This window comes from Bradyrhizobium sp. C9, assembly GCF_002532045.1.
GTDB lineage: Bacteria > Pseudomonadota > Alphaproteobacteria > Rhizobiales > Xanthobacteraceae > Bradyrhizobium.
Genome location: NZ_NWTG01000016.1, coordinates 25,257 through 47,179, shown reverse-complemented (window position 1 = coordinate 47,179; position 21,923 = coordinate 25,257). Strand labels below are relative to the sequence as shown.

At 64.6% G+C, this 21,923-nt stretch carries 19 protein-coding genes; 13 read left to right on the top strand and 6 right to left on the bottom strand.

Annotated elements, in window-relative coordinates; all coding sequences use genetic code 11:
• Positions 1–30: 30 nt before the first annotated feature.
• Both CO675_RS26695 and CO675_RS26690 read right to left on the bottom strand, forming a co-directional pair.
• A complete protein-coding gene (locus CO675_RS26695) occupies positions 31–1,959 on the bottom strand; it encodes a long-chain fatty acid--CoA ligase (protein ID WP_097674820.1) in 1,929 nt (642 codons plus the stop codon).
• Complete coding sequence (locus tag CO675_RS26690) at positions 1,956–2,777, bottom strand: ABC transporter ATP-binding protein (RefSeq protein WP_097674819.1); 822 nt, start codon at positions 2,775–2,777, stop codon at positions 1,956–1,958. Before CO675_RS26690 ends, CO675_RS26695 begins: the two co-directional genes overlap by 4 nt.
• 400 nt (positions 2,778–3,177) lie before the next feature.
• On the opposite strand from CO675_RS26690, the gene CO675_RS26685 reads away from it, so the two are divergent.
• The 3 genes from CO675_RS26685 (at position 3,178) to fcl (ending at position 6,017) form a co-directional block, all read left to right on the top strand.
• Positions 3,178–3,852: a Crp/Fnr family transcriptional regulator gene (locus tag CO675_RS26685; protein ID WP_097674818.1), complete on the top strand. Its 675-nt coding sequence runs from the start codon at positions 3,178–3,180 to the stop codon at positions 3,850–3,852.
• Between the two features lie 142 nt (positions 3,853–3,994).
• Complete coding sequence (gmd, locus tag CO675_RS26680; protein ID WP_097674817.1) at positions 3,995–5,080, top strand: GDP-mannose 4,6-dehydratase; 1,086 nt, start codon at positions 3,995–3,997, stop codon at positions 5,078–5,080.
• Positions 5,052–6,017, top strand: a complete 966-nt coding sequence (gene fcl / locus CO675_RS26675) for a GDP-L-fucose synthase (protein ID WP_097674816.1) — start codon at positions 5,052–5,054, stop codon at positions 6,015–6,017. The genes gmd and fcl overlap by 29 nt, the downstream gene beginning before the upstream one ends.
• 181 nt (positions 6,018–6,198) lie before the next feature.
• Here fcl and CO675_RS26670 read toward each other — a convergent pair whose 3' ends face one another.
• A complete protein-coding gene (locus CO675_RS26670) occupies positions 6,199–7,041 on the bottom strand; it encodes a uroporphyrinogen-III synthase (RefSeq protein WP_097674815.1) in 843 nt (280 codons plus the stop codon).
• Between the two features lie 135 nt (positions 7,042–7,176).
• Here CO675_RS26670 and purU point away from each other — a divergent pair, with 135 nt between their 5' ends.
• Positions 7,177–8,040, top strand: a complete 864-nt coding sequence (purU, locus tag CO675_RS26665) for a formyltetrahydrofolate deformylase (protein WP_097674814.1) — start codon at positions 7,177–7,179, stop codon at positions 8,038–8,040.
• Positions 8,041–8,143: 103 nt separating this feature from the next.
• Here the strand turns inward: purU and CO675_RS26660 are convergent, their stop codons facing one another.
• A complete protein-coding gene (locus tag CO675_RS26660; protein WP_502693410.1) occupies positions 8,144–8,500 on the bottom strand; it encodes a hypothetical protein in 357 nt (118 codons plus the stop codon).
• A 289-nt stretch (positions 8,501–8,789) separates the two neighbouring features.
• On the opposite strand from CO675_RS26660, the gene CO675_RS26655 reads away from it, so the two are divergent.
• The 6 genes from CO675_RS26655 to CO675_RS26630 all read left to right on the top strand — a co-directional run bounded on the left by CO675_RS26655 (position 8,790) and on the right by CO675_RS26630 (position 14,579).
• Positions 8,790–9,971 carry an ABC transporter substrate-binding protein gene (locus CO675_RS26655; protein ID WP_097674813.1) on the top strand — a complete coding sequence of 394 codons (1,182 nt, stop codon included), beginning with the start codon at positions 8,790–8,792 and terminating at the stop codon, positions 9,969–9,971.
• Between the two features lie 103 nt (positions 9,972–10,074).
• Positions 10,075–10,944, top strand: a complete 870-nt coding sequence (locus CO675_RS26650; protein ID WP_097674812.1) for a branched-chain amino acid ABC transporter permease — start codon at positions 10,075–10,077, stop codon at positions 10,942–10,944.
• A gap of 7 nt (positions 10,945–10,951) precedes the next feature.
• The gene (locus tag CO675_RS26645; RefSeq protein ID WP_097674811.1) at positions 10,952–11,983 is read left to right on the top strand and encodes a branched-chain amino acid ABC transporter permease; all 1,032 of its coding nucleotides are present in this window, start codon (positions 10,952–10,954) and stop codon (positions 11,981–11,983) included.
• The gene (locus tag CO675_RS26640; RefSeq protein WP_097674810.1) at positions 11,980–12,732 is read left to right on the top strand and encodes an ABC transporter ATP-binding protein; all 753 of its coding nucleotides are present in this window, start codon (positions 11,980–11,982) and stop codon (positions 12,730–12,732) included. The genes CO675_RS26645 and CO675_RS26640 overlap by 4 nt, the downstream gene beginning before the upstream one ends.
• Entirely contained in the window at positions 12,725–13,441 is a 717-nt protein-coding gene (locus CO675_RS26635; protein WP_097674809.1) for an ABC transporter ATP-binding protein, read from the top strand. The genes CO675_RS26640 and CO675_RS26635 overlap by 8 nt, the downstream gene beginning before the upstream one ends.
• Positions 13,442–13,460: 19 nt before the next feature.
• Positions 13,461–14,579, top strand: a complete 1,119-nt coding sequence (locus CO675_RS26630; RefSeq protein ID WP_097674808.1) for a cobalamin-independent methionine synthase II family protein — start codon at positions 13,461–13,463, stop codon at positions 14,577–14,579.
• 105 nt (positions 14,580–14,684) lie between these two features.
• Here the strand turns inward: CO675_RS26630 and CO675_RS26625 are convergent, their stop codons facing one another.
• A complete protein-coding gene (locus tag CO675_RS26625) occupies positions 14,685–16,415 on the bottom strand; it encodes a caspase family protein (protein ID WP_097674807.1) in 1,731 nt (576 codons plus the stop codon).
• Positions 16,416–16,615: 200 nt separating this feature from the next.
• Between CO675_RS26625 and CO675_RS26620 the strand changes: the two genes are divergently transcribed.
• The 3 genes from CO675_RS26620 to ahcY all read left to right on the top strand — a co-directional run bounded on the left by CO675_RS26620 (position 16,616) and on the right by ahcY (position 20,782).
• The gene (locus CO675_RS26620) at positions 16,616–17,971 is read left to right on the top strand and encodes a hypothetical protein (protein WP_092115496.1); all 1,356 of its coding nucleotides are present in this window, start codon (positions 16,616–16,618) and stop codon (positions 17,969–17,971) included.
• 60 nt (positions 17,972–18,031) lie between these two features.
• Complete coding sequence (gene metK, locus CO675_RS26615) at positions 18,032–19,228, top strand: methionine adenosyltransferase (RefSeq protein WP_097674806.1); 1,197 nt, start codon at positions 18,032–18,034, stop codon at positions 19,226–19,228.
• A 126-nt stretch (positions 19,229–19,354) separates the two neighbouring features.
• A complete protein-coding gene (ahcY, locus tag CO675_RS26610; protein WP_092115494.1) occupies positions 19,355–20,782 on the top strand; it encodes an adenosylhomocysteinase in 1,428 nt (475 codons plus the stop codon).
• 315 nt (positions 20,783–21,097) lie between these two features.
• Here ahcY and CO675_RS26605 read toward each other — a convergent pair whose 3' ends face one another.
• On the bottom strand, positions 21,098–21,904 hold the full coding sequence (locus CO675_RS26605; RefSeq protein ID WP_097674805.1) for an IclR family transcriptional regulator: 807 nt from the start codon (positions 21,902–21,904) through the stop codon (positions 21,098–21,100).
• Between the last annotated feature and the right edge of the window lie 19 nt (positions 21,905–21,923).

Sequence of the window (21,923 nt, the reverse complement as noted above, 5' to 3'; positions counted from 1 at the left end):
TGCGCACCGCGCCCTGTTCTCGCAAAGCAGTCATTCCGCGGCCTCCGCGATGGCGGCGCGGCCGAGATCGACGACCTCGAGCGTGGTGCGGACCCGCTGCGTGGTACCGTCCTGGAAGCGGATCACGGTGTCGACGGGGATGCTGGCCTTGCCGCGGTAGATCGCCTCGATGATGTCGGCGTATTTCTCGTTGATGACGCCGCGGCGGACCTTTCGGGTCCGCGTCAGCTCGCCGTCGTCGGCATCGAGCTCCTTGTAGAGCAGCAGGAAGCGAGAGATGCGCTGCGCGGGCGGCAGGGTGGCGTTGACCGTCTCGACCTCTTTCTTCAGCAGCGCGTAGACCTCCGGCCGCGAGGACAGGTCGGTATAGGTCGTGAACGAGATCCGGTTCTTCTCCGCCCATTTCGAGATGATCGAGTAGCGGATGCAGATCATCGCGGCGAGCGCGTCGCGGCCGGCGCCAAGCACCACCGCCTCGGCCACATAGGGCGAGAACTTCAGCTTGTTCTCGATATATTGCGGCGAGAAGCGCTCGCCGCGCGAGGTCTCGGCGAGATCCTTGATGCGGTCGATCACCACGAGCTGCCGGTTGTCATTGTAGTAGCCAGCATCGCCGGAATGCATCCAGCCGTCCTTGATCTCGGCGACCGATGCTTCGGGGTTCTTGTAGTAGCCGTGGAACATGTTGGGGTGCCGCACCACGATCTCGCCGACGCCGTTGACGTCGGCATTGTCGATGCGGATCTCGATGTTGTCGGCCATCGGCACGCCCGTGGTATCGGGATCGACCTTGCCCTCGGGATGCAGCGTGTAGGCGCCGAGCAATTCGGTCTGGCCGTAGAGTGTGCGCAGCGGCACGCCCATCGCCTGGAAGAACTTGAAGGTATCCGGCCCGAGCGCCGCACCGCCGGTTGCCGCCGAACGCAGCCGCGTGAAGCCGAGCCGGTCGCGCAGCGCACGGAACAGGAGCTGGTCGGCGAGCATCGAGTGCTTGCCTTCGGCGAGCGCCGCAAGCCCGGTCTTCATGCCGAGATCGTAGAGCCGCTGCTTGAACGGCGAGGCATCCATCACCCCGGCGCGGACGTCGGCCGCGATCGATTCCCAGACCCGCGGCGCGAACAGCACGAAGGTCGGCGCGATCTCGCGGAAGTCGTGCATCATGGTGTCGGGCTCTTCGACGAAGTTGACCTTCATTCGGGAGAGCAGCGCTTTGCCCAGGGCGTAGATCTGTTCCATGATCCAGGGCAGTGGCAGCACCGAGACATACTCGTCGTCCGGCCCCTTCGGATCGAAGGCGAGATAGGTCGCGCAGTGCCGCAGCACGCGCCCGGCCGAGAGCATCGCAAGCTTCGGGTTGGCGGTCGTGCCCGAGGTCGTGCAGAGGATCGCGACGTCGTCGCCCTTGGTGGCGTCGACCAGCCGCTCGTAGAGCCCAGGCTCGCGCGCAGCGCGGTCGCGGCCGAGTGCGACCAGCTTGCTCGCCTCCATCAGGCGCGGATCGTCGTATTTCCGCATGCCGCGCGGATCGGAATAGACGATGTGTTTCAGGTGAGGCACCCGGTCGGCGAGGCCGAGCAGCTTGTCGACCTGTTCCTCGTCCTCGGCGAAGACCAGCTTGGCCTCGCCATAGGTCAGGAGATAGGAAGCTTCCTCGTCCAGCACGTCGCGGTAGAGGCCGAGGCTCATCGCGCCGATCGCGTGGGCCGCGATCTCGGCGGCGACCCAGTCCGGCCGGTTGTCGCCGATGATGCCGATCACGTCGCCGCGGCCGAGCCCGAGCTCGACCATGCCGAGCGCGAAATCATGGGAGCGGGTCTGGTAGTCGTTCCAGGTGAATTCGCGCCACAGCCCCAGATCCTTCTCGCGCAGCGCGATCTCGCTGCCGTGCTCCCTGGCGTTGAGGCGCAGCATCTTGGGAAAGGTGTCGGCCTGCGCGGCGCGACCGGCGTAATCCATCATGCCGCGCTCTCCCGCACGGCCGGCTTGTCGTCGGGATCGACCAGCGCCTCGTCCTCTTCGCCGAGATAGGCGCGCTTGACGTGGGGATCGGCGAGCACGGCCGCCGGATCGCCCTCGGCGATCTTGCGGCCGAAATCCAGCACCATGACGCGGTGGGAGATGTCCATCACGACGCCCATGTCGTGCTCGATCATCATCACGGTCATGCCGAACTCTTCGTTGAGATCGACGATGTAGCGCGCCATGTCCTCCTTCTCTTCGAAGTTCATGCCGGCCATCGGCTCGTCGAGCAGGATCAGTTGCGGCTCCAGCGCCATCGCGCGGGCGAGCTCGACGCGCTTGCGCAAGCCGTAGGGCAGGGTGCCCGCGGTCGCCTTGCGCACCAACTGCAGGTCGAGGAAGTCGATGATCTCCTCGACCTTGCGGCGGTGTTCCAGCTCCTCGCGGCGCGCGCCGGTCAGCCAGTACAGCGATCCCGTGATGAAGTTGTTCTTCAAGAGGTGATGGCGGCCGACCATGATGTTGTCGAGCACGCTCATATGGTGGAACAGCGCGAGATTCTGGAAGGTCCGGCCGATGCCGAGACGCGGGCGCGCGTTCGGGGTGAGGCCGGTGATGTCCTGGCCGCGATAGAACAGCTGGCCCTCGGTCGGCCGGTAGCGGCCGGAGATGCAGTTGACGATCGAGGTCTTGCCGGCACCGTTCGGGCCGATGATGGAGAACAGCTCGCCCTCGTTGACGCCGAAGCTCACTTCGGTCAGGGCGCGGACGCCGCCAAAGCGCAATGAGACTCCGCGCACCTCGAGACTATTAGCCACCCTGTTCCCTCCAGATACGGGCGCTTCGGCGCGCTCTTTATCTTCGCTTCGATCCGACTTCGATCTTACGTTTCGATCTTACATGGGCCGCCGGAGGGAGACCATCCGACTAATGAAGCCGGCGTTCGGAGCATCGCTCGCCCCTTCGCCCGCGTCATGCGCGGTAACGCCGCACCCCGCCTGCAAGCCCGTCTCTCGCATCCTCCGCCTGCAGCGATCCATCGAAGCGCTACGCGCGGCGTTACGCGAGGTGGCTCTGAATACGAGAAAGCGATAGGTTGAATTGTCATGTGCCCGACAATTGGTCAGGAATTTTCGCTGGCATTCCAGGCCGCGGGTCCATGGCTTCGCGCACGGCGTTGCTGCGGTGCAATATGTTGGGTGGGATGCCGTCGCTAGAATGATCGCTGCTGATTACCTGAAGCGCATCGCGGCCTGGTCGCGCGAATTGAGCGAGCAAGAAATCGAGATCGCGCGCGCCGGCATTTCCGAGAAGTCCTACCGCGCCAACGAATTCATCTTCATGCGCGGCGACAATTTCCAGTATTGGACCGGCATCGTCACCGGGCTGGCGCGGATGGGCATCGTCTCGCGCGGCGGCAAGGCCGCGAGCTTCGCAGGCCTGACGGCGGGCGCCTGGTTCGGTGAGGGCAGCGTGCTCAAGAACGAGCTGCGGCGCTACGACGTGGTCGCGCTGCGCGACACGCGCCTTGCGATGATGGATCGCCGGACCTTCGTCTGGCTGTTCGAGAACAGCGTCGGCTTCAACCGCTTCCTGGTGGGGCAGCTCAACGAGCGGCTCGGCCAGTTCATCGCGCTGCTCGAGTATGGCCGCACGCTGGACGCCACCGCGCGGCTGGCGCGCTCGATCGCCTCGCTGTTCAATCCGATTCTCTACCCGGAGCTCACCCTGCACCTGGAGGTCACCCAGGAGGAGATCGGGGCGCTGTCGGGAATCTCCCGGCAGAACGCCAACCAGTGCCTGAAGCGGCTCGAGCGCGAAGGGCTGCTGCGGCTCGAATATGGCGGGGTCACGATCATCGAGCTCGACCGGTTGCGCCACTACGGGGAATGACCGGTTCCGCGCCGATTGGCGGTTTTTCAGCGACTCTAAGGGGCTGATTTCAAACCGATTATCGTATTAGACTTAGAGGAAGCCGTCTGCTACAGACCGGCCTCGTCGGGAACGCGCGGTTTTCGCGCTCTCTGGAGATGATATGGCGGCTCAGGACTCAAAGCGGCGCGTTGCGCTGATCACTGGCATTACTGGACAGGACGGCGCGTATCTCGCCGAATATCTGCTGAACCTCGGCTATACGGTGCATGGGGTCAAGCGTCGCTCGTCGTCGCTCAACACCGCGCGCGTCGATCATCTCTATCAGGACCCGCATGTCGGCAACGTGCCGTTCCTGATGCACTACGGCGACATGACGGATTCGACCAATTTGATCCGTCTGGTGCAGCAGATCCGGCCGACCGAGATCTACAACCTCGCGGCTCAGAGCCACGTCCAGGTCAGTTTCGAGAGCCCGGAATACACCGCCAATGCCGACGCGATCGGCGTGCTGCGCCTGCTGGAGGCGATCCGCATCCTCGGGATGGAGAAGGAGACGCGGTTCTACCAGGCCTCCACCTCGGAGCTTTACGGCCTCGTGCAGGAAGTGCCGCAGAAGGAAACCACGCCGTTCTATCCGCGCTCGCCCTACGGCGTCGCCAAGCTCTACGGTTACTGGATCACGGTGAACTACCGTGAGGCCTATGGCATGTTCGCCAGCAACGGCATCCTGTTCAACCATGAGAGCCCGATCCGCGGCGAGACCTTCGTGACGCGGAAGATCACGCGCGGGGTCGCCCGCATCGAGCTCGGACTGGAGAGCAAGCTCTATCTCGGCAATCTCGATGCCAAGCGCGACTGGGGCCATGCCCGCGATTATGTCGAGGGCATGCACCGTATCCTGCAGGTCGACGAGCCCGGCGACTTCGTGCTCGCAACCGGCGAGACACGGTCGGTCCGTGAGTTCGTCGAGCTGGCGTTCGCGGAGATTGGCCGCAGCATCGAATGGCGCGGCAAGGGCGTCGAGGAGGTGGGGGTCGACAGGACGTCCGGCAAGACCTTGGTGCAGATCGATTCGAACTACTTCCGTCCGACCGAGGTAGATCTCCTGATCGGTGACGCCAGCAAGGCGCGCGCCAAGCTCGGCTGGGCGCCGAAAACCCCGTTCGCGCAACTGGTGAAGGAAATGGTCGCCAGCGATCTCATCGAGGCCAGGCAGGATGCGGCCAATGGCAAGCGCGGCGTTTGAACTGAAGGGCAAGACGGTTTTCGTCGCCGGCCATCGCGGCATGGTCGGCTCGGCGCTGATGCGCCGGCTGGCGCGCGAGCAGGCCGATCTCTTGACGGTGTCGCGCAGCGAGGTCGACCTACGTGACCAGGTTGCGGTCAATTCCTGGTTTGCCGCGAAGCGGCCGCAGGCCGTCTTCCTCGCCGCCGCCAAGGTCGGCGGCATCGTCGCCAACAACACGCTGCGCGCCGAGTTCCTCTACGACAACCTGGCGATCGCAACCAATGTGATCCAGGCGGCCCACGCCAATGGCTGCGAGAAGCTGATGTTCTTCGGCTCGTCCTGCATCTATCCGCGCTTGGCGCCGCAGCCGCTGCGCGAGGATTCGATGCTGACCGGGCCGCTGGAGCCGACCAACGAGCCTTATGCCATTGCCAAGATCGCCGGCATCAAGATGGCCGAGGCCTATCGCAGCCAATATGGCGCCGATTTCATCAGCGTGATGCCGACCAACCTCTATGGTCCCGGCGACAATTATCATCCCGAATACAGCCACGTCGTGGCCGCGCTGATCCGCCGCTTCCACGAGGCCAAGGTTTCCGGCGCCGGCAATGTCGCGGTGTGGGGCACCGGCACGCCGCGCCGCGAATTCCTCTATGTCGACGATCTCGCCGACGCCTGCATCCATCTGATGAAGACCTATTCCTCACCGGAGCTGGTCAATATCGGCACCGGCGAGGACATCACCATCGCCGAATTCGCCCGCGTCGTCGCCGCCGCCGTCGGCTATCGCGGCGGGACCAGCTTCGACACCGCTCGTCCCGACGGCACCCCACGCAAGCTGCTCGACGTCGGCCGGCTCGCCAAGCTCGGCTGGCGCGCCACCACCTCACTCGAGGATGGCATCAAGCTCGCGTATCAGGCCTATCTGAACGAGACGAAGCAGGCGGCGGAGTAGCGTTCCACTGCTTCCACGCCGTCATTGCGAGCCAACGGGTCGGCGCGAAGCGCCGCCCGATGACAGGCTCCGCGAAGCAATCCATCATACCGCTTGTGACGAAATGGATTGCTTCGCCGCTTCAGCGCAGAATTGCTTTGCAATTTTGTCGCGAGCTCCTCGCAATGACGGTTTCTAGCAACTACTGTGCCGCCGCGCGCGGCGGATTTTTCGTAAGCGCCGCCGCCATCGCCGATATCAACGGCCGCATGAAGAAGGCGTCTTCCGCCGGATAGATATCGGTGCGCAGGCCATGGGACTTGAGCTCGTCCGATACCGCCGGTCCGACGGACGCGATCGGCGTACGCTCGAACCCCTGGCGCAACCTGTCCTCGCAGCCGCGCGCCCGGGCCACCTCGATGAGGCGGCGGACCTGGCCGAGATTGGTCAAGGCGATCGCATCGATGCGGCCTTGCGCCATCTCCTCGATCGCAGTGACGATGTTGGCGTCGGCGGCTTGCGCGTCGTAGACATAGGGCAGCACCGTATCGACCTCGGCGCCCTGCGCCTTGATCACGCCGATCAGCGCGGCGTGGTCCTTGTCCGGATAGAGCTGCAACCCGAGCCGATGGCCGCTCAAGTCGAGCTTCGACAGCATCTCGGCAACGCCTTCCGAGGTCGGCTTCTCCGTTGTCATTTGCGGCTCAAGGCCGATCTCGCGCAGCGCGCGGCCGGGCTTGGGACCGCGGGCGAATTTGCGCGCCTTGCCGAGGCTGCCGACAAACTCCGCCTCGACCCCGATCCGGCGCACCACCTTCATCAGCCGGCGCAGGCCTTCGCCGGTCATCAGCACGAGGTCGTCGAGCGGCCGCTCGATGGCGCGGCGAATCCAGGCCTCGATCGGCGCCGGATCAGGCGCGTCGTGGATGGAGAACATCGGACATTGCAGCACGTCCGCCCCCTGCTCGGCGAGCAGGCGGGAAAACTGCGCCCCCTCGCGCGTCTCGAGGATCAGGATGCGGTAGCCGTTCAGCCGGTCAGCCATGATGGTCCCTAACAAACATTGTCGTCATTTGGCCGATTTGACCCCCGTGCCGGGATTGGCGCAAGGCCGCCTGCGGTGTAGACGAGGGCCGAAAATGATCGTTCCACATATCTGCTCAAGCTTTGGTCAATTGGCATGCCCGACCATCAATTCGTTCTGACCCTGTCCTGTCCGGATCGACCGGGGATCGTCTCCGCGGTCTCGACGTTTCTGGCGCATAACGGGCAGAACATCCTGGACGCCCAGCAGTTCGACGACATCGAAACCGGCAAGTTCTTCATGCGCGTGGTTTTCACCGCGGCCGATCTTGCGGTGGAGCTGGCTGCGCTGCAGACCGGCTTTACCGCGATTGCCGAACGCTTCGGCATGGAGTGGCAGATGCGCGATCGCGCCAGCCGCCGCCGGGTGATGCTGCTGGTGTCGAAGTCCGATCACTGCCTGGTCGACATCCTCTATCGTTGGCGCACCGGCGAGCTCGAGATGATCCCGACCGCGATCGTCTCCAACCATCCACGCGAGAGCTACGGCTCGCTCGATTTCGGCGATATCCCGTTCCATCATCTGCCGGTGACCAAAGAGACCAAGCGGCAGCAGGAAGACGCGGTCTGGAAGCTCGTCCAGGACACCAACACCGACCTCGTGGTGCTGGCCCGCTATATGCAAATCCTGTCCGACGAGATGTCAGCGCGGCTGTCGGGCCGCTGCATCAACATCCATCATTCCTTCCTGCCGGGCTTCAAGGGCGCCAAGCCCTACCACCAGGCGCATGAGCGTGGTGTCAAGTTGATCGGCGCCACCGCGCATTACGTCACCAGCGATCTCGACGAGGGCCCGATCATCGACCAGGACGTCGAGCGCATCAGCCATCGAGACACGCCGGAAGATCTCGTGCGCAAGGGCCGCGACATCGAGCGCCGCGTGCTCGCGCGGGCGATCCGCTACCATCTCGCCGATCGCGTCATCCTCAACGGGCGCAAGACCGTGGTGTTCGTGGACTGATCCGAAGGCTCATCCGGTTGTCGTGCTGACTACGTCACCGTTCATATGGTGGAGTTCGGCTGCTGCGGCGAAATCCTCAGCGAGGATTCGCCGGGCTAAGCGGTCATTGGGTGGCGCTCTGCGCCGGCGCTGCCGGCTTGGCGCCGTCGCCACGCTCCGCCGCGGGCATCAGGCGCTTGCGTTCCCGCTCCTGCATGAACTTGTCGTATTCGGGGGTGCCCGCCCGCGGCGGTGCGTCTGCAGGCAGACCGCCGGCCCAGGCTGGAATGGTGTCGGCCAGTCCGGCCGAGAGTTTTTGGGAGCTGCATCCCCCGAGCGCGCAGGCCGCGAGCGCGAGGGCAGTCAGGACAGGGATGTGGCGTGTGAATATCGGCATTGGCGGCAGCATACAGCCCTGGTCTTTATGGATGATGATCTTGGGCGCGACCGTTCGGCTGCAATTGTGCTTGTTTATTGACATTGGCGCTTGATTTGTACGATCGTACAAATGAATTGAGCCTGCGACGGCTGAGCACCCGAGAGCGGTTCATGTGGGGCGTTGAGTTTCGGGAAATAATTCTGGTATCCTGATACTTGTTTCTGCGGCTGGGCCAATCGCAGTGCGCGACACACGTCCATCGTCCGATTGACAGAAGGCGCGGGGAAACGCCTTGTCGCGTTACGGCTCGGCTGTGACTTGGTTGAGTTAAGATAAGGCAAGGGCCGGGCACTCGGCTCGACGCAGAACAATGGAAGGGGGAGGGACGTCGATGTTCAATCGTCGCAAGATGTTGCTGTGGGGCGCCGCTTCGGCCGTGCTTCCGGGGTTGTGCGCCAGCATGACGGCGTGGGCGGACGACGCCGTCAAGATCGGCCTGATCCTGCCGATGACCGGCGGGCAGGCCTCGACCGGCAAGCAGATCGATAACGCCATCAAGCTCTACATGCAGCAGAAGGGCGACACCGTCGCCGGCAAGAAGATCGAGATTATCCTGAAGGATGACGCCGCGGTGCCCGACAACACCAAGCGGCTCGCACAGGAACTGATCGTCAACGACAAGGTCAACTTCATCGCCGGATTCGGCGTGACGCCCGCGGCGCTGGCCGCGGCGCCGCTGGCGACGCAGGCCAAGATCCCGGAAGTCGTGATGGCGGCCGGCACCTCGATCATCACCGAGCGCTCGCCCTATATCGTGCGCACCAGCTTCACGCTGGCGCAGTCCTCCACCATCGTCGGCGATTGGGCGGTCAAGAACGGCATCAAGAAGGTCGCAACGCTGACCTCGGACTACGCGCCGGGCAATGACGCGCTGACCTTCTTCAAGCAGCACTTCACCGCCGGCGGCGGCGAGATCGTCGAAGAGGTCAAGGTCCCGCTCGCCAATCCCGACTTCGCACCGTTCCTGCAGCGCATGAAGGATGCCAAGCCCGACGCGATGTTCGTCTTCGTGCCGGCCGGGCAGGGCGGCAACTTCATGAAGCAATATGCCGAGCGCGGGCTCGACAAGAGCGGCATCAAGGTGATCGGCCCCGGCGACGTGATGGACGACGACCTGCTCAACAACATGGGCGATGCCGCGCTCGGCGCGGTGACCGCGCATCTCTATTCGGCCGCGCACCCCTCTCAAATGAACAAGGATTTCGTCGCGGCCTACAAGAAGGCGTTCGGCAACCGTCCGGGCTTCATGGCGGTCAGCGGCTATGACGGCATCCACCTGATCTACGAGGCGCTGAAGAAGACCAATGGTGCGACCGACGGCGACAGACTGATCGAGGCGATGAAGGGCATGAAGTGGGAGAGCCCGCGCGGCCCGATCTCGATCGATCCGGAAACCCGCGACATCGTGCAGAATATCTACATCCGCAAGGTCGAGAAGGTCGACGGCGAGCTCTACAACGTCGAGTTCGCGACCTTCGAGGCCGTCAAGGATTCCGGCAAGACCAAGAAGTGACGCGCGAAAGCTCCGCTCGCTGCACGTCATGGCCGGGACGAGCCCGGCCGTGACGATCCTGTTGACGTGGTGTCGTTTGCGCCCTCTCGCTTAAGCTGAGTTCATGGCCTCTATCCTCACCAATCTGTTCGACGGCGTCGCCTATGGCATGCTGCTGTTCGTGCTGGCCTGCGGGCTGGCGGTGACGCTCGGGCTGATGAACTTCGTCAACCTCGCGCACGGCGCCTTCGCGATGGCCGGCGGCTATATCTGCGCCGTGCTGGTGAACAATTCCGGCTGGCCATTTTTCGCGGCGCTGCCGCTCGCCTTTGTCGGGAGTGCCGTGATCGGCGTCGTGCTGGAGCGCACGCTGTACCGCCATCTCTATAGCCGCAGCCATCTTGATCAGGTGCTGTTCTCGATCGGCTTGGTGTTCATGTCGGTTGCGGCGGTCGACTACATCATGGGATCGTCGCGGGTCTTCATCAAATTGCCGGCGGCGCTGGAGGGCCAGATCGATCTGTTCGGCGTCGGCATCGGCCGTTACCGGCTGATGATCGTCGTGATCTGCGGCCTGCTGACGCTGGCGCTGCAGCTGATCCTCGCCAAGACGCGGTTCGGCAGCCGCCTGCGCGCCGCGGTCGACGATCCACGCGCCGCGATCGGGCTCGGCATCAACGTGCCGCAGGTGTTCGCCTTCACCTTCGCCTTCGGCTGCGGCCTCGCCGGGCTCGGTGGCGCGCTGAGCGCGGAGATCCTCGGGCTCGATCCGTATTTCCCGCTCAAATTCATGATCTACTTCCTGATCGTGGTGACGGTCGGCGGCTCTTCCTCGATCACCGGGCCGTTCCTGGCATCGCTGCTGCTCGGCATCGCCGACGTCGCCGGCAAATATTATGTGCCCAAGGTCGGCCCCTTCGTGATCTACACCGTGATGATCGTGATCCTGCTCTGGCGCCCCAACGGCCTGTTCGGCCGCACCGCGGCGCGGTGAGGCGGGTATGACCGCGCTGTCCGACGTCTCCACTCACGCGATGGCCAGCGCCCGCTGGCGCATCAGCGAGGTCGCCTTCTGGGTCCTGGCGCTCGCCTGCGCGTTCCTGTTCCCGTCGCGCTATCTGATCATGACCGACATCGTGCGGCTCGGCCTGTTTGCACTCTCGCTCGACCTGATCCTCGGCTATGCCGGCATCGTCTCGCTCGGCCATGCGGCGTTCTTCGGCGTCGGTGCGTATTCAGCCGGCTTGCTGGCGCTGCACGGCATCATCAACGAGCCTGTCATCGCGCTGGTTGCTGCCGGCCTCGTTGCGGCCGTGCTCGGCTTCCTGACCAGCTTCCTCGTCATCCGCGGCGTCGATCTGACCCGGCTGATGGTGACGCTCGGCATCGCGCTGCTGCTGGAAGCGCTCGCCGAACGCTTCTCTGACATCACCGGCGGCACCGACGGCCTGCAGGGCATCGAGATGCAGCCGATCCTCGGGCTGTTTGCCTTCGACATGTTCGGCAAAACCGGATTGTTCTACTCGTTGATCGTGCTGTTCATCCTGTTCCTGTTTGCCCGTCGCGTGGTGCATTCGCCGTTCGGCCTGTCGCTGCGCGCGATCAGGAACAACCCGCTGCGCGCGGCCGCGATCGGCATACCGGTCAACCGCCGCCTGATCGCGGTCTATACGCTTGCCGCCTTCTATGCCGGGATCGCCGGCGCGCTGTTCACCCAGACCACGGCACTCGCCTCGCTCGACGTGTTTTCCTTCGAGCGCTCCGCCGACTTGATGTTGGTGCTCGTGATCGGCGGCACCGGCTATCTCTATGGCGGCCTGATCGGCGCTGTGGTGTTCAAGATGCTGCAGGAGCTGTTTCAGAGCATCACCCCGCAATACTGGCTGTTCTGGATCGGCCTCGTGCTGGTCGTGATCGTCATGGTCGGCCGCGCGCGCATCCACAGCTGGGTGCTGGTCGTGCCGAATCTGGTCATCCGCCAGTTCGCCGGCCGCGAGGCCGCCGTCACCGTGCCCAAGGCCGATGCGTCATGACGATCGCGCTGGAAACCCGCAATCTAGAAAAATCCTTCGGCGGCCTTCGCGTCACGCGCGACCTCTCGCTGAAGGTGATGCAGGGCGCCCGGCACGCGTTGATCGGACCGAACGGCGCCGGCAAGACCACCGTCATCAATCAACTGACCGGGGTGCTGACGCCGAACAGTGGACGCATCCTGCTCGAAGGCAGCGACATCACCGGCCTCTCCGTGCACAAGCGGGTGCTGCGCGGGCTGTCGCGCACCTTCCAGATCAACCAGCTCTATGCCGACCTGACCCCGCTCGAGACCATCGGGCTTGCGGTCTCCGAACGGATGGGCCGCGGCGGCGACTGGTGGCGGCGGATGGGAACCCGCGACGACGTCAATGCCGAGATCGCCGAGATCCTGTCGCGTTTCCATCTGCTCGACGTGATGACCGAGCTCACCTCGACATTGCCCTACGGCAAGCAGCGCCTGCTCGAGATCGCGGTCGCGATCGCCGCCAAGCCGCGCGTGCTGCTGCTCGACGAGCCCGCGGCCGGCGTGCCCGAAAGCGAGCGCCACGATATCCTGGCGGCGGTCGCGGCGCTGCCGCGAGATGTCACTGTGCTGCTGATCGAGCACGACATGGACCTCGTGTTCTCCTTCGCCGACCGCATCTCGGTGCTGGTCAATGGCGGCCTGCTCACCGAGGGTGCGCCCGACGAGGTCGCGCGCGATCCGCAGGTGAGGGCGGTCTATCTCGGCGAGGCCGCCGATGCCTGATCTGCTCTCCATCCAGGGACTGCGCGCCGGCTACGGCGAGGCGGTGGTGCTGCCCGACATGTCGCTGGCACTTGCCGAGGGCCAGGTGCTCGCGCTGCTCGGCCGCAACGGCACCGGCAAGACCACGCTGATTAACTCGATCGTCGGCATCGTCAGGCGCCTCAATGGCAGCGTCGCGCTCGCGGGCCACGACATCACGGCACTGCGGCCCGACCAGCGCGCCCGCGCCGGGATCGGCTGGGTGCCGCAGGAGCGCAACATCTTCCGCTCGCTGACGGTGGAGGAAAACATGACCGCCGTGGCGCAGCCCGGGCCGTGGACGGTCGAGCGAGTGTACGAGATGTTTCCGCGGCTGAAGGATCGACGCGGCAATTTCGGCAACCAGCTGTCGGGCGGCGAGCAGCAGATGCTGGCGATCGGTCGCGCGCTGACGTTGAATCCGAAAGTGCTGCTGCTCGACGAGCCGACCGAAGGCCTCGCGCCGATCATCGTTGAGGAATTGTTAAAGGCGATCGGAACCATCACGCGCTCGGGCGGCATCTGCTCGATCATCGTCGAGCAGAATGCACAAAAGATTCTCGGGCTCGCCGACCGCGTTGTGATATTGGAACGCGGGACGATCGTGCACGATGCCGCAAGCAGCGCGCTGAAGGCCGATCCCTCCGTCCTCGAACGCCATCTCGGCGTCGCCGGGACCAAAAAACACTGACGCGCTCAGGGAGTTCACCATGCAGCGAACCAAGCCACCGTTCCGCGCCGACGAGGTCGGCAGCCTGTTGCGTCCGCCGAAGATCAAGGAAGCGCGCGCCAGGCTGGAGAAGGGCGAGATCTCGGCCGACGAGCTGCGCAAGATCGAGGACATGGAGATCGAGAAAGTCGTGCACAAGCAGGCCTCGGTTGGCCTGAAGCTTGCGACCGACGGCGAGTTCCGCCGCTCCTGGTGGCACTTCGATTTCCTCAGCCATCTGACCGGCTGCGAGCTGTTCCACCCGGACATGGGCATCCAGTTCGCGGGCGTGCAGACCCGGCACGACGCCATCCGGGTGATCGGCAAGCTGGATTTCTCCGATCATCACCCGATGCTCGATCACTTCAGGTTCCTGAAGAAGTACGCCGACCAGGCGCATGTCACGCCGAAGATGACGATCCCGTCACCGGCGGTGCTGCACTTCCGCGGCGGCCGCAAGCTGATCTCGAAGGAGGTCTATCCGGACCTCGAAGAGTTCTACCAGGATCTCGGCAAGACCTATCGCAAGGCGGTGAAGGCGTTCTACGACGCCGGGTGCCGCTACCTGCAATTCGACGACACGGTGTGGGCCTATCTGTGCTCGCAGGAGGAATTGCAGAAGTCGCGCGACCGCGGCGACAATCCCGATGGTCTGCAGGAGATCTATGCCCGCGTCATCAACTACGCGCTCGCCGACCGTCCATCCGACATGGTGATCACGACGCATGTCTGCCGCGGCAATTTCCGCTCGACCTGGATTTCCTCCGGTGGCTACGAGCCCGTCGCCGAGACCATGCTGGCCGGCACCAATTACGACGGCTATTTCCTCGAATATGATTCCGATCGGGCCGGCGGCTTCGAGCCGCTGCGCTTCCTGCCCAAGGGCAACAAGGTCGTGGTGGTCGGCGTCATCACCTCGAAGTTCGGCGAGCTCGAGAAAAAGGACGACATCAAGCGGCGGCTCGAGGAGGCATCGAAGTTCGCTCCGATCGAGCAGCTCGCAGTGTCGCCGCAATGCGGCTTCGCCTCGACCGAGGAGGGCAACATCCTCTCCGAGGAAGAGCAGTGGGCCAAGCTGCGGCTCGCGGTCGAGGTCGCGAACGAGGTATGGGGGAAGTAGGCTTAGCTGTTTCGTCATTACGAGCGAAGCAGTCCACGTCCGCGCGAGGACAGAATGGATTGCTTCGTCGCTTCGCTCCCCGCAATGACGGGTGAGGCGGCCTCTTCACTGCTCCGCCAGATAGACCTCGCCGAGCAGCGAGGAGTTCGACCACGGCACCTGCTTGCCCTTGGTCGCGGCGACGACTTCGGCGCGGACCCGCGTCAGCATCTGCTGCACTTCGAGGCCGGGCGTGCCGACATGGCGTGACAGCGCCGCCGAGAACGGGCTGTTGGCGCCTTCGCCGTCGAGTGCGACCTGGCCCGGCGCGGTCGCGAACGCGATCAGCGTGCCGGCGCCAAGCGTCGAGCCTGATCCGAGCGAGGTGGGCGCGGCAAGGCCTGAGCCGGCCTCGATGCCGCGGCTCGGGCCTGTGGATGCCACCTGCGGCGCCATCGGATTGTTGCGGCAGGCATCGAGGATCAGAATGTTGGTCCGGATCTGATCGTCGAGGCCGGCCATGATGGTGTCCATGTCGACCATCGCGTCGGTCGTGCGGCCGCCCGCCTTGAACTCGATATCGACCGGCACGAGGTAGTTGCGGCCGTCGACCTGCACGCCATGACCGGCGTAATAGACCACGGCGATCTGCGACCGCGCCGCCTCGCGCAGGAAGTCATGGATCGTCCGCTGCATCGTGTCGCGATCGAGATCGAGACCTTCCGAGACGGTGAAGCCGATGTCGCGCAGGCTCCTGGCGATGGCACGGGCATCATTCGGTGGATTGGGCAGAGCCTTCACATGCGCATAGGCGCCGTTGCCGATCACCAGCGCGACGCGCCGGCCGGTTGCTGCGGCCTGCACACGTGCCGCTGGCGCGGCCGGAGCTGCTGACGCAGGCGCCGGCGGTGCAGGCGCAGGGCTGCTCTCGGCGGCAGGCGCCGCCGCGGCCTTGCGGGGGGCGGCGTCGGCCTCCTTCAGCAGCGCGAGCCGCACCTTGGCGGTGGCCTGGTTGGCCTTGCTGCCGGCATCGGAGGCCACGCCCTCGAGCACCGACGCGTAATCTTCCTTGGCGTGTGCGGCATCGCCCTTGGCCTCATAGGCGAGGCCACGCTGGGTATAGGCCGAGATCAGCACGCTGCCCGGCGGCGTCATGATATTAGCCGGCGCTTTCGCCTTCGCGAGCCGGATCGCTTCGGTCGTATCCGCGATCGCGCGCGCGATGTCGCCCTTGGCGCGCCAGATCACGGCGCGGCCGATCAGCGGCTGCGGCAGCGACGGGTCGATCCTGACCGCCTCGTTGATGTCCGCGAGCGCGCCGTCGAGATCGCCGAGCGCCTGCTTCGAGGCGCCGCGGTTCTGATAGGAGAACGCCGACTTCGGGCCGGCCTTGATCGCGGCGTCGTAGTCAGCAATCGCCTTGGCGTAGTCGCCCTTGCCGCGATAGGCATTGCCGCGGTTGTGATAGATGATGCCGCTCGGCGGCCCCATGCGCAGCGCGTCGTTGAAGTCGGCAATCGCGATGTCGTACTCGCCCTTGTCGTAATAGGCCGAGCCACGCAGATTGTAGACGGCGGCGCTGGGCTTGAGACGCAGCGCCTCGGTGGCGTCAGCGATCACCTGCGGGTAGTTGCCCTTCTTGTTCCAGCCGACTGCGCGCCAGAAATAGATGGTCGCGAGCTTCTCGCCGGAAAACACCTTCAGCGCGATGATCTTGGTGCAGGCGTCGATCATCTGGTCGGCCGGCGTGGTGTCGGTCGTACAGAGTGGGCCGAGCTGGGAGCGCGGCTGGGCGAAACAGGGCGCCGACCACAGCATGATCGCGAGCAGGCAGGGGATCAGGAGCAGGCGGCGCATCGGTCATCCACGGGGTAAGGCCGTCACGGTGATCGGCGACGGCGCGGCAATCCAAAGGGCGGTTCCAGGAGGCTGTCCATGACTGTTTGGTGATCGGCCGCGGAGGGGGGGTTCAACTGGTGGGAAAATGATGATAAGACCTCGCGGCATTCTATTTCTGCCCACTCATGTCCCACTCACCGCTGCCCACTCCAGGCGCCATGAAGAACGACGAAATCCTCAGCCAGATCACGGATTTCTGCCGTCACTCCGACATGGCGGAGACGACGTTCGGCCGCCGTGCCGTCAACGACGGCAAGCTGGTGCACCGGCTGCGCGAGGGCAAGCGCATCACCATCGATACGCTCGACCGCATCAATGCGTTCATCGCGACCTCGACGCCGGGCGGCGTGGCGCCGCCGCGCGGCCTCGTGGTGCCGCCGGAAAAGCGCGATCCGAGGGGCAATTTCCGCTTTTTCGAGAACCGTCAGCGCTATCTGCTGTTCGTGCACACCTGCAGCGAGAAGCGGGTGATTGCCGACCGGGTCGCGCTGGAACTGGCCGCGATCCACCCGCGGCCGCCGGCGCTGCGGGTGTTCGATGCCGGGATGGGCGACGGCACCGTGCTGGCGCGGGTCCTGCGTGCCATGCATGGCCGCTTCCCACATATGCCGTTCTATGTCGCCGGCAAGGAACTGAGCCTGGAGGACGTCCGCCTCACCCTCGATAAGGTCCCCGACCGCCTGTTCGAGCACCCGGCGAGCGTCTTCGTATTCACCAACATGTATTACGCCGAAGCGCCCTGGCTGACGCCCAAGAACTCCGCGGCGGCCGCCAGCATGATCTGGCACGAGGTGGCCCTCCGCGGCGCGTCCTCCGGCGAATTCGAGACCCAGATCGCGGAACTCGGTCCATTCCTCGAGCAGAACTGGCGGGCCAATCTCAGCCCCGGCAATGCGATGCCGATCTATGAGCGGCCGGTGGCGCTGGTGCTGTACCGCGACGATCACCGGTTCCTGCTCGATTCCATCATTCCCCGCGCCGGCCGGACCGAGGCGAATTTCGACCTGGTGATCGCCTCGCAGCCCTATCGCGCCAAATCCTCGGTGAATTTCCGCGCCAAGCGGATCATCGCGCCGCTGGCCCGCGCGCTGCGCGGCGGTGGGCGGCTGATAGGAATCCACTCCCACGGAAGCGATCCCGGACTTGAAATCATTCAAGCCGTCTGGCCCGGAGAAAATCCTTTCGCCGTCAGCCGTCATGAGATACTGCGCGCGGTGAAATACGAGCTGGGTTCGGCCGGCCGCGAGCTGAACTTCAACGCTTACGCCGATAACCGTTCGATCTTCCGATATGATATGGAAGCGCTGCCTAATGAGGTGACCGGCTCGATCGGAACCTCGACGGCCTTCGCCGCGTGGAACGCAGCCGTGTATGTCGCGCAGATCGAAGATGAGCGGTTGACTGAAACGACCGAAAACGGGCGAGCTCTCGAGGCCACGCGCGAGGTTCTCCGCAAACACAACGGGCTGTGGTTCTACGACGAATCCTACGTCATATCGCGGCGACGAGACTGACATTCCGGGGACATATTCACCAACCAACGTCGGACTTCGACGAAACAAGGGGTTTGCTTGATGCGCGCGTCTTATCTCTTCACCAGCGAGTCGGTCTCGGAAGGCCATCCGGACAAGGTCTGCGATCGCATCTCGGACGAGATCGTCGATCTGTTCTATCGCGAGGGGCCGAAGGCGGGCATCGACCCGTGGCAGATCCGCGCGGCGTGCGAAACGCTCGCGACCACCAACAAGGTGGTGATCGCCGGCGAAACCCGCGGGCCGGCCTCGGTCACCAAAGACCAGATCGAGAGCGTTGTCCGTGGCGCGATCAAGGACATCGGCTACGAGCAGGACGGCTTCCACTGGAAGACCTGCGACATCGAGATCCTGCTGCATCCGCAGTCGGCCGACATCGCGCAGGGCGTCGACGCACTGCAGCCGGGTGAGGTCAAGGAAGAGGGTGCCGGCGACCAGGGCATCATGTTCGGTTACGCCACCAACGAGACGCCGGACCTGATGCCGGCGCCGATCTTCTACGCTCACAAGATCCTGCGGCTGATCTCCGAAGCGCGCCACTCCGGCAAGGAGAAGGTGCTGGGTCCGGACTCCAAGAGCCAGGTCACCGTTCAGTACGAGAACGGCAAGCCGGTCGGCGTCCGCGAGATCGTGGTGTCGCACCAGCATCTGGTCGAGGATCTCACGTCCAACCAGATCCGAGACATCGTCGAGCCCTATGTCCGCGAGGCGCTGCCGAAGGAGTGGATCAACGGCAAGACGATCTGGCACATCAATCCGACCGGCAAGTTCTTCATCGGCGGTCCCGACGGCGACTCCGGCCTGACCGGCCGCAAGATCATCGTCGACACCTACGGCGGCGCGGCTCCGCATGGCGGCGGCGCGTTCTCCGGCAAGGATCCGACCAAGGTCGACCGCTCGGCCGCCTATGCCGCGCGCTACGTTGCCAAGAACATCGTCGCGGCCGGTCTCGCCGACCGCTGCACGCTGCAGCTCGCCTACGCGATCGGCGTGGCGCGTCCGCTGTCGATCTACATCGACACCCACGGCACCGGTAAGGTGTCGGAGGATGAGCTCGAGAAGGCGGCAGCCAAGGCGATGGATCTGACGCCGCGCGGCATCCGTACCCATCTCGATCTCAACCGTCCGATCTACGCGCGCACCTCAGCCTATGGGCATTTCGGCCGCACGCCGGATAATGAGGGCGGCTTCTCCTGGGAGAAGACCGATCTCGTCGAGCCGCTGAAGCGCGCGCTCTGACGCTTGCTACACGCCGGGACGCTCGCGACTGCGAGCGAACCGGAGACCTTCCTTCATCCCATCGAGATTCCGGGTTCGCCGCTGCGCGGCGCCCCGGAATGACCAGTTCAACAACAGGACGCTCAAATGAACGCCCCCACGAAGCCCGGCTTCACCGACTACATCGTCAAGGACATTGCGCTCGCCGACTTCGGCCGCAAGGAGATCTCGCTGGCCGAGACCGAGATGCCCGGCCTGATGGCCACCCGCGAGGAGTTCGGCCCCAAGCAGCCGCTGAAGGGCGCGCGCATCGCCGGCTCGCTGCACATGACGATCCAGACCGCCGTGCTGATCGAGACGCTGGCTGCGCTTGGCGCCGACATCCGCTGGGTCTCCTGCAACATCTATTCGACCCAGGATCACGCCGCCGCCGCGATCGCCGCCGCCGGCATTCCGGTGTTCGCCGTGAAGGGCGAGACGCTGACCGAGTACTGGGACTACACCGCAAAACTGTTCGACTGGCATGGCGGCGGCACGCCGAACATGATCCTCGATGACGGCGGCGACGCCACCATGCTGGTGCATGCCGGCTACCGCGCAGAGCAGGGCGACACCGCCTTCCTCGACAAGCCGACCTCCGAGGAAGAGGAGATCTTTTACGCGCTGGTCAAGCGCCTCCTGAAGGAGAAGCCGAAGGGCTACTTCGCCGAGATCGCCAAGAACATCCAGGGCGTCTCGGAAGAGACCACCACGGGCGTGCATCGGCTGTACGAGATGGCCAACAAGGGCACGCTGCTGTTCCCGGCGATCAACGTCAACGACAGTGTCACCAAGTCGAAGTTCGACAACCTCTATGGCTGCCGCGAGTCGCTGGTCGACGGCATCCGCCGCGGCACCGACGTGATGCTGTCGGGCAAGGTCGCGATGGTCGCCGGCTTCGGCGACGTCGGCAAGGGTTCGGCCGCTTCGCTGCGCCAGGCCGGCTGCCGCGTCATGGTCTCCGAGGTCGATCCGATCTGCGCGCTGCAGGCGGCGATGGAAGGCTATGAGGTCGTGACCATGGAAGACGCGGCGCCGCGCGCCGACATCTTCGTCACCGCCACCGGCAACAAGGACATCATCACCATCGAGCACATGCGCGCGATGAAGGATCGCGCCATCGTCTGCAACATCGGTCACTTCGACAACGAGATCCAGATCGCTTCGCTGCGCAATCTGAAGTGGACCAACATCAAGCCGCAGGTCGACGAGATCGAATTCCCGGACAAGCACCGCATCATCATGCTGTCGGAAGGTCGCCTCGTGAACCTCGGCAATGCGATGGGACACCCGTCCTTCGTGATGTCGGCCTCGTTCACCAACCAGACGCTGGCGCAGATCGAGCTGTTCGCCAACAACAAGGACGGCAAGTACGCCAAGAAGGTCTACGTGCTGCCGAAGACGCTCGACGAGAAGGTCGCGCGCCTGCACCTCGCCAAGATCGGCGTCAAGCTGACCGAGCTGCGCAAGGACCAGGCCGACTACATCGGCGTCAAGCAGGAAGGTCCGTACAAGTCGGATCACTACCGCTACTGATCTGCGCTCGCAGCCATCGATCAAGTGAAGAGCCCCGGCATCGTCCGGGGCGTTTTGCCGGGCTGACTTGCGGGCGGCTCTCTCCATTCGTGTCGTCCCGGCGAAGGCCGGGACCTATACGCCGCGGCGGATGTTGTGGGCGGGACTCGTCATTCCAGCATCGCACGACAATGAACTTCGGTGGTTAGGGGTCCCGGCCTTCGCCGGGACGACGATGAGGATGGCTCTGGGTTCATGATGTGAAACAGCCAAGCTCTCGGTGTCATCACCCGCACATGCACATGCGCATGAGAGGCTGGCGGATGAACACCCTGATCACTTCATCGCAATATCGACACCCCGCACCGTGCCGTGCCCGAGTTGCCGCGAGATGTCGCTCGCGCAATCACGCAGCGCGGCTGCGATCGCGCTGTCCCAGCCGGCGTCGAAGGTGCCTTCCGGCCCCATCGCAGTGATGACCAGGGCGACATGGCCGGCGTGATCAAACACCGGTGCGGCGAAGGCGTTGACGCCGGGCAGGGGATCGCCGATCGCGCGCGCAAGGCCGCGGCTCTGAACCTCGGCAAGCATCTCCGTGGTCTTCGCGGTGATGGTCTCGCGTTTCGGATTATAGCCGACGCCGAGGCGGTCGAGGCCGCTCTCGAGCGCGGTCTTGACGGCGTTCGGCGGCATGAAGGCGGCGAAGGCGCGGCCGGTCGCGGTCTCGAGCAGCGCCACCACCGATCCGACGCGCATCGCGATATGCACGGGATGGCTCGGCTCCTCGAGCCGCACCACGGTCGCGCCGTGGGTGCCCCACACCGACAGCGACACCGCATGATTGATGCTGTCGGCGAGCGCGGCGATCCGTGGCGTTGCGATCCGCACCGCGGACTGCCGGCGCAGGCTGATCAGGCCGAGTTCGAGCGCCAGCGCGCCGATCTCGTAACGGCCGGTGGTCTCGTCCTGCTCGATCAGGCCGATGCGCGAAAAACTGACGAGATAGGGATGCGCCTTGGCCGGCGGCATGCCGGCCTCGCGGGCGAGATCGCGCAGCATCATCGGTTCGCCGCTGCGGGCGAGCGCGCGGAGCAATTCTCCGCCGACCTCGATCGATTGGATGCCGCGGCTTTCTCTCGTCATGTCGCCCCGTCGGTTCTTC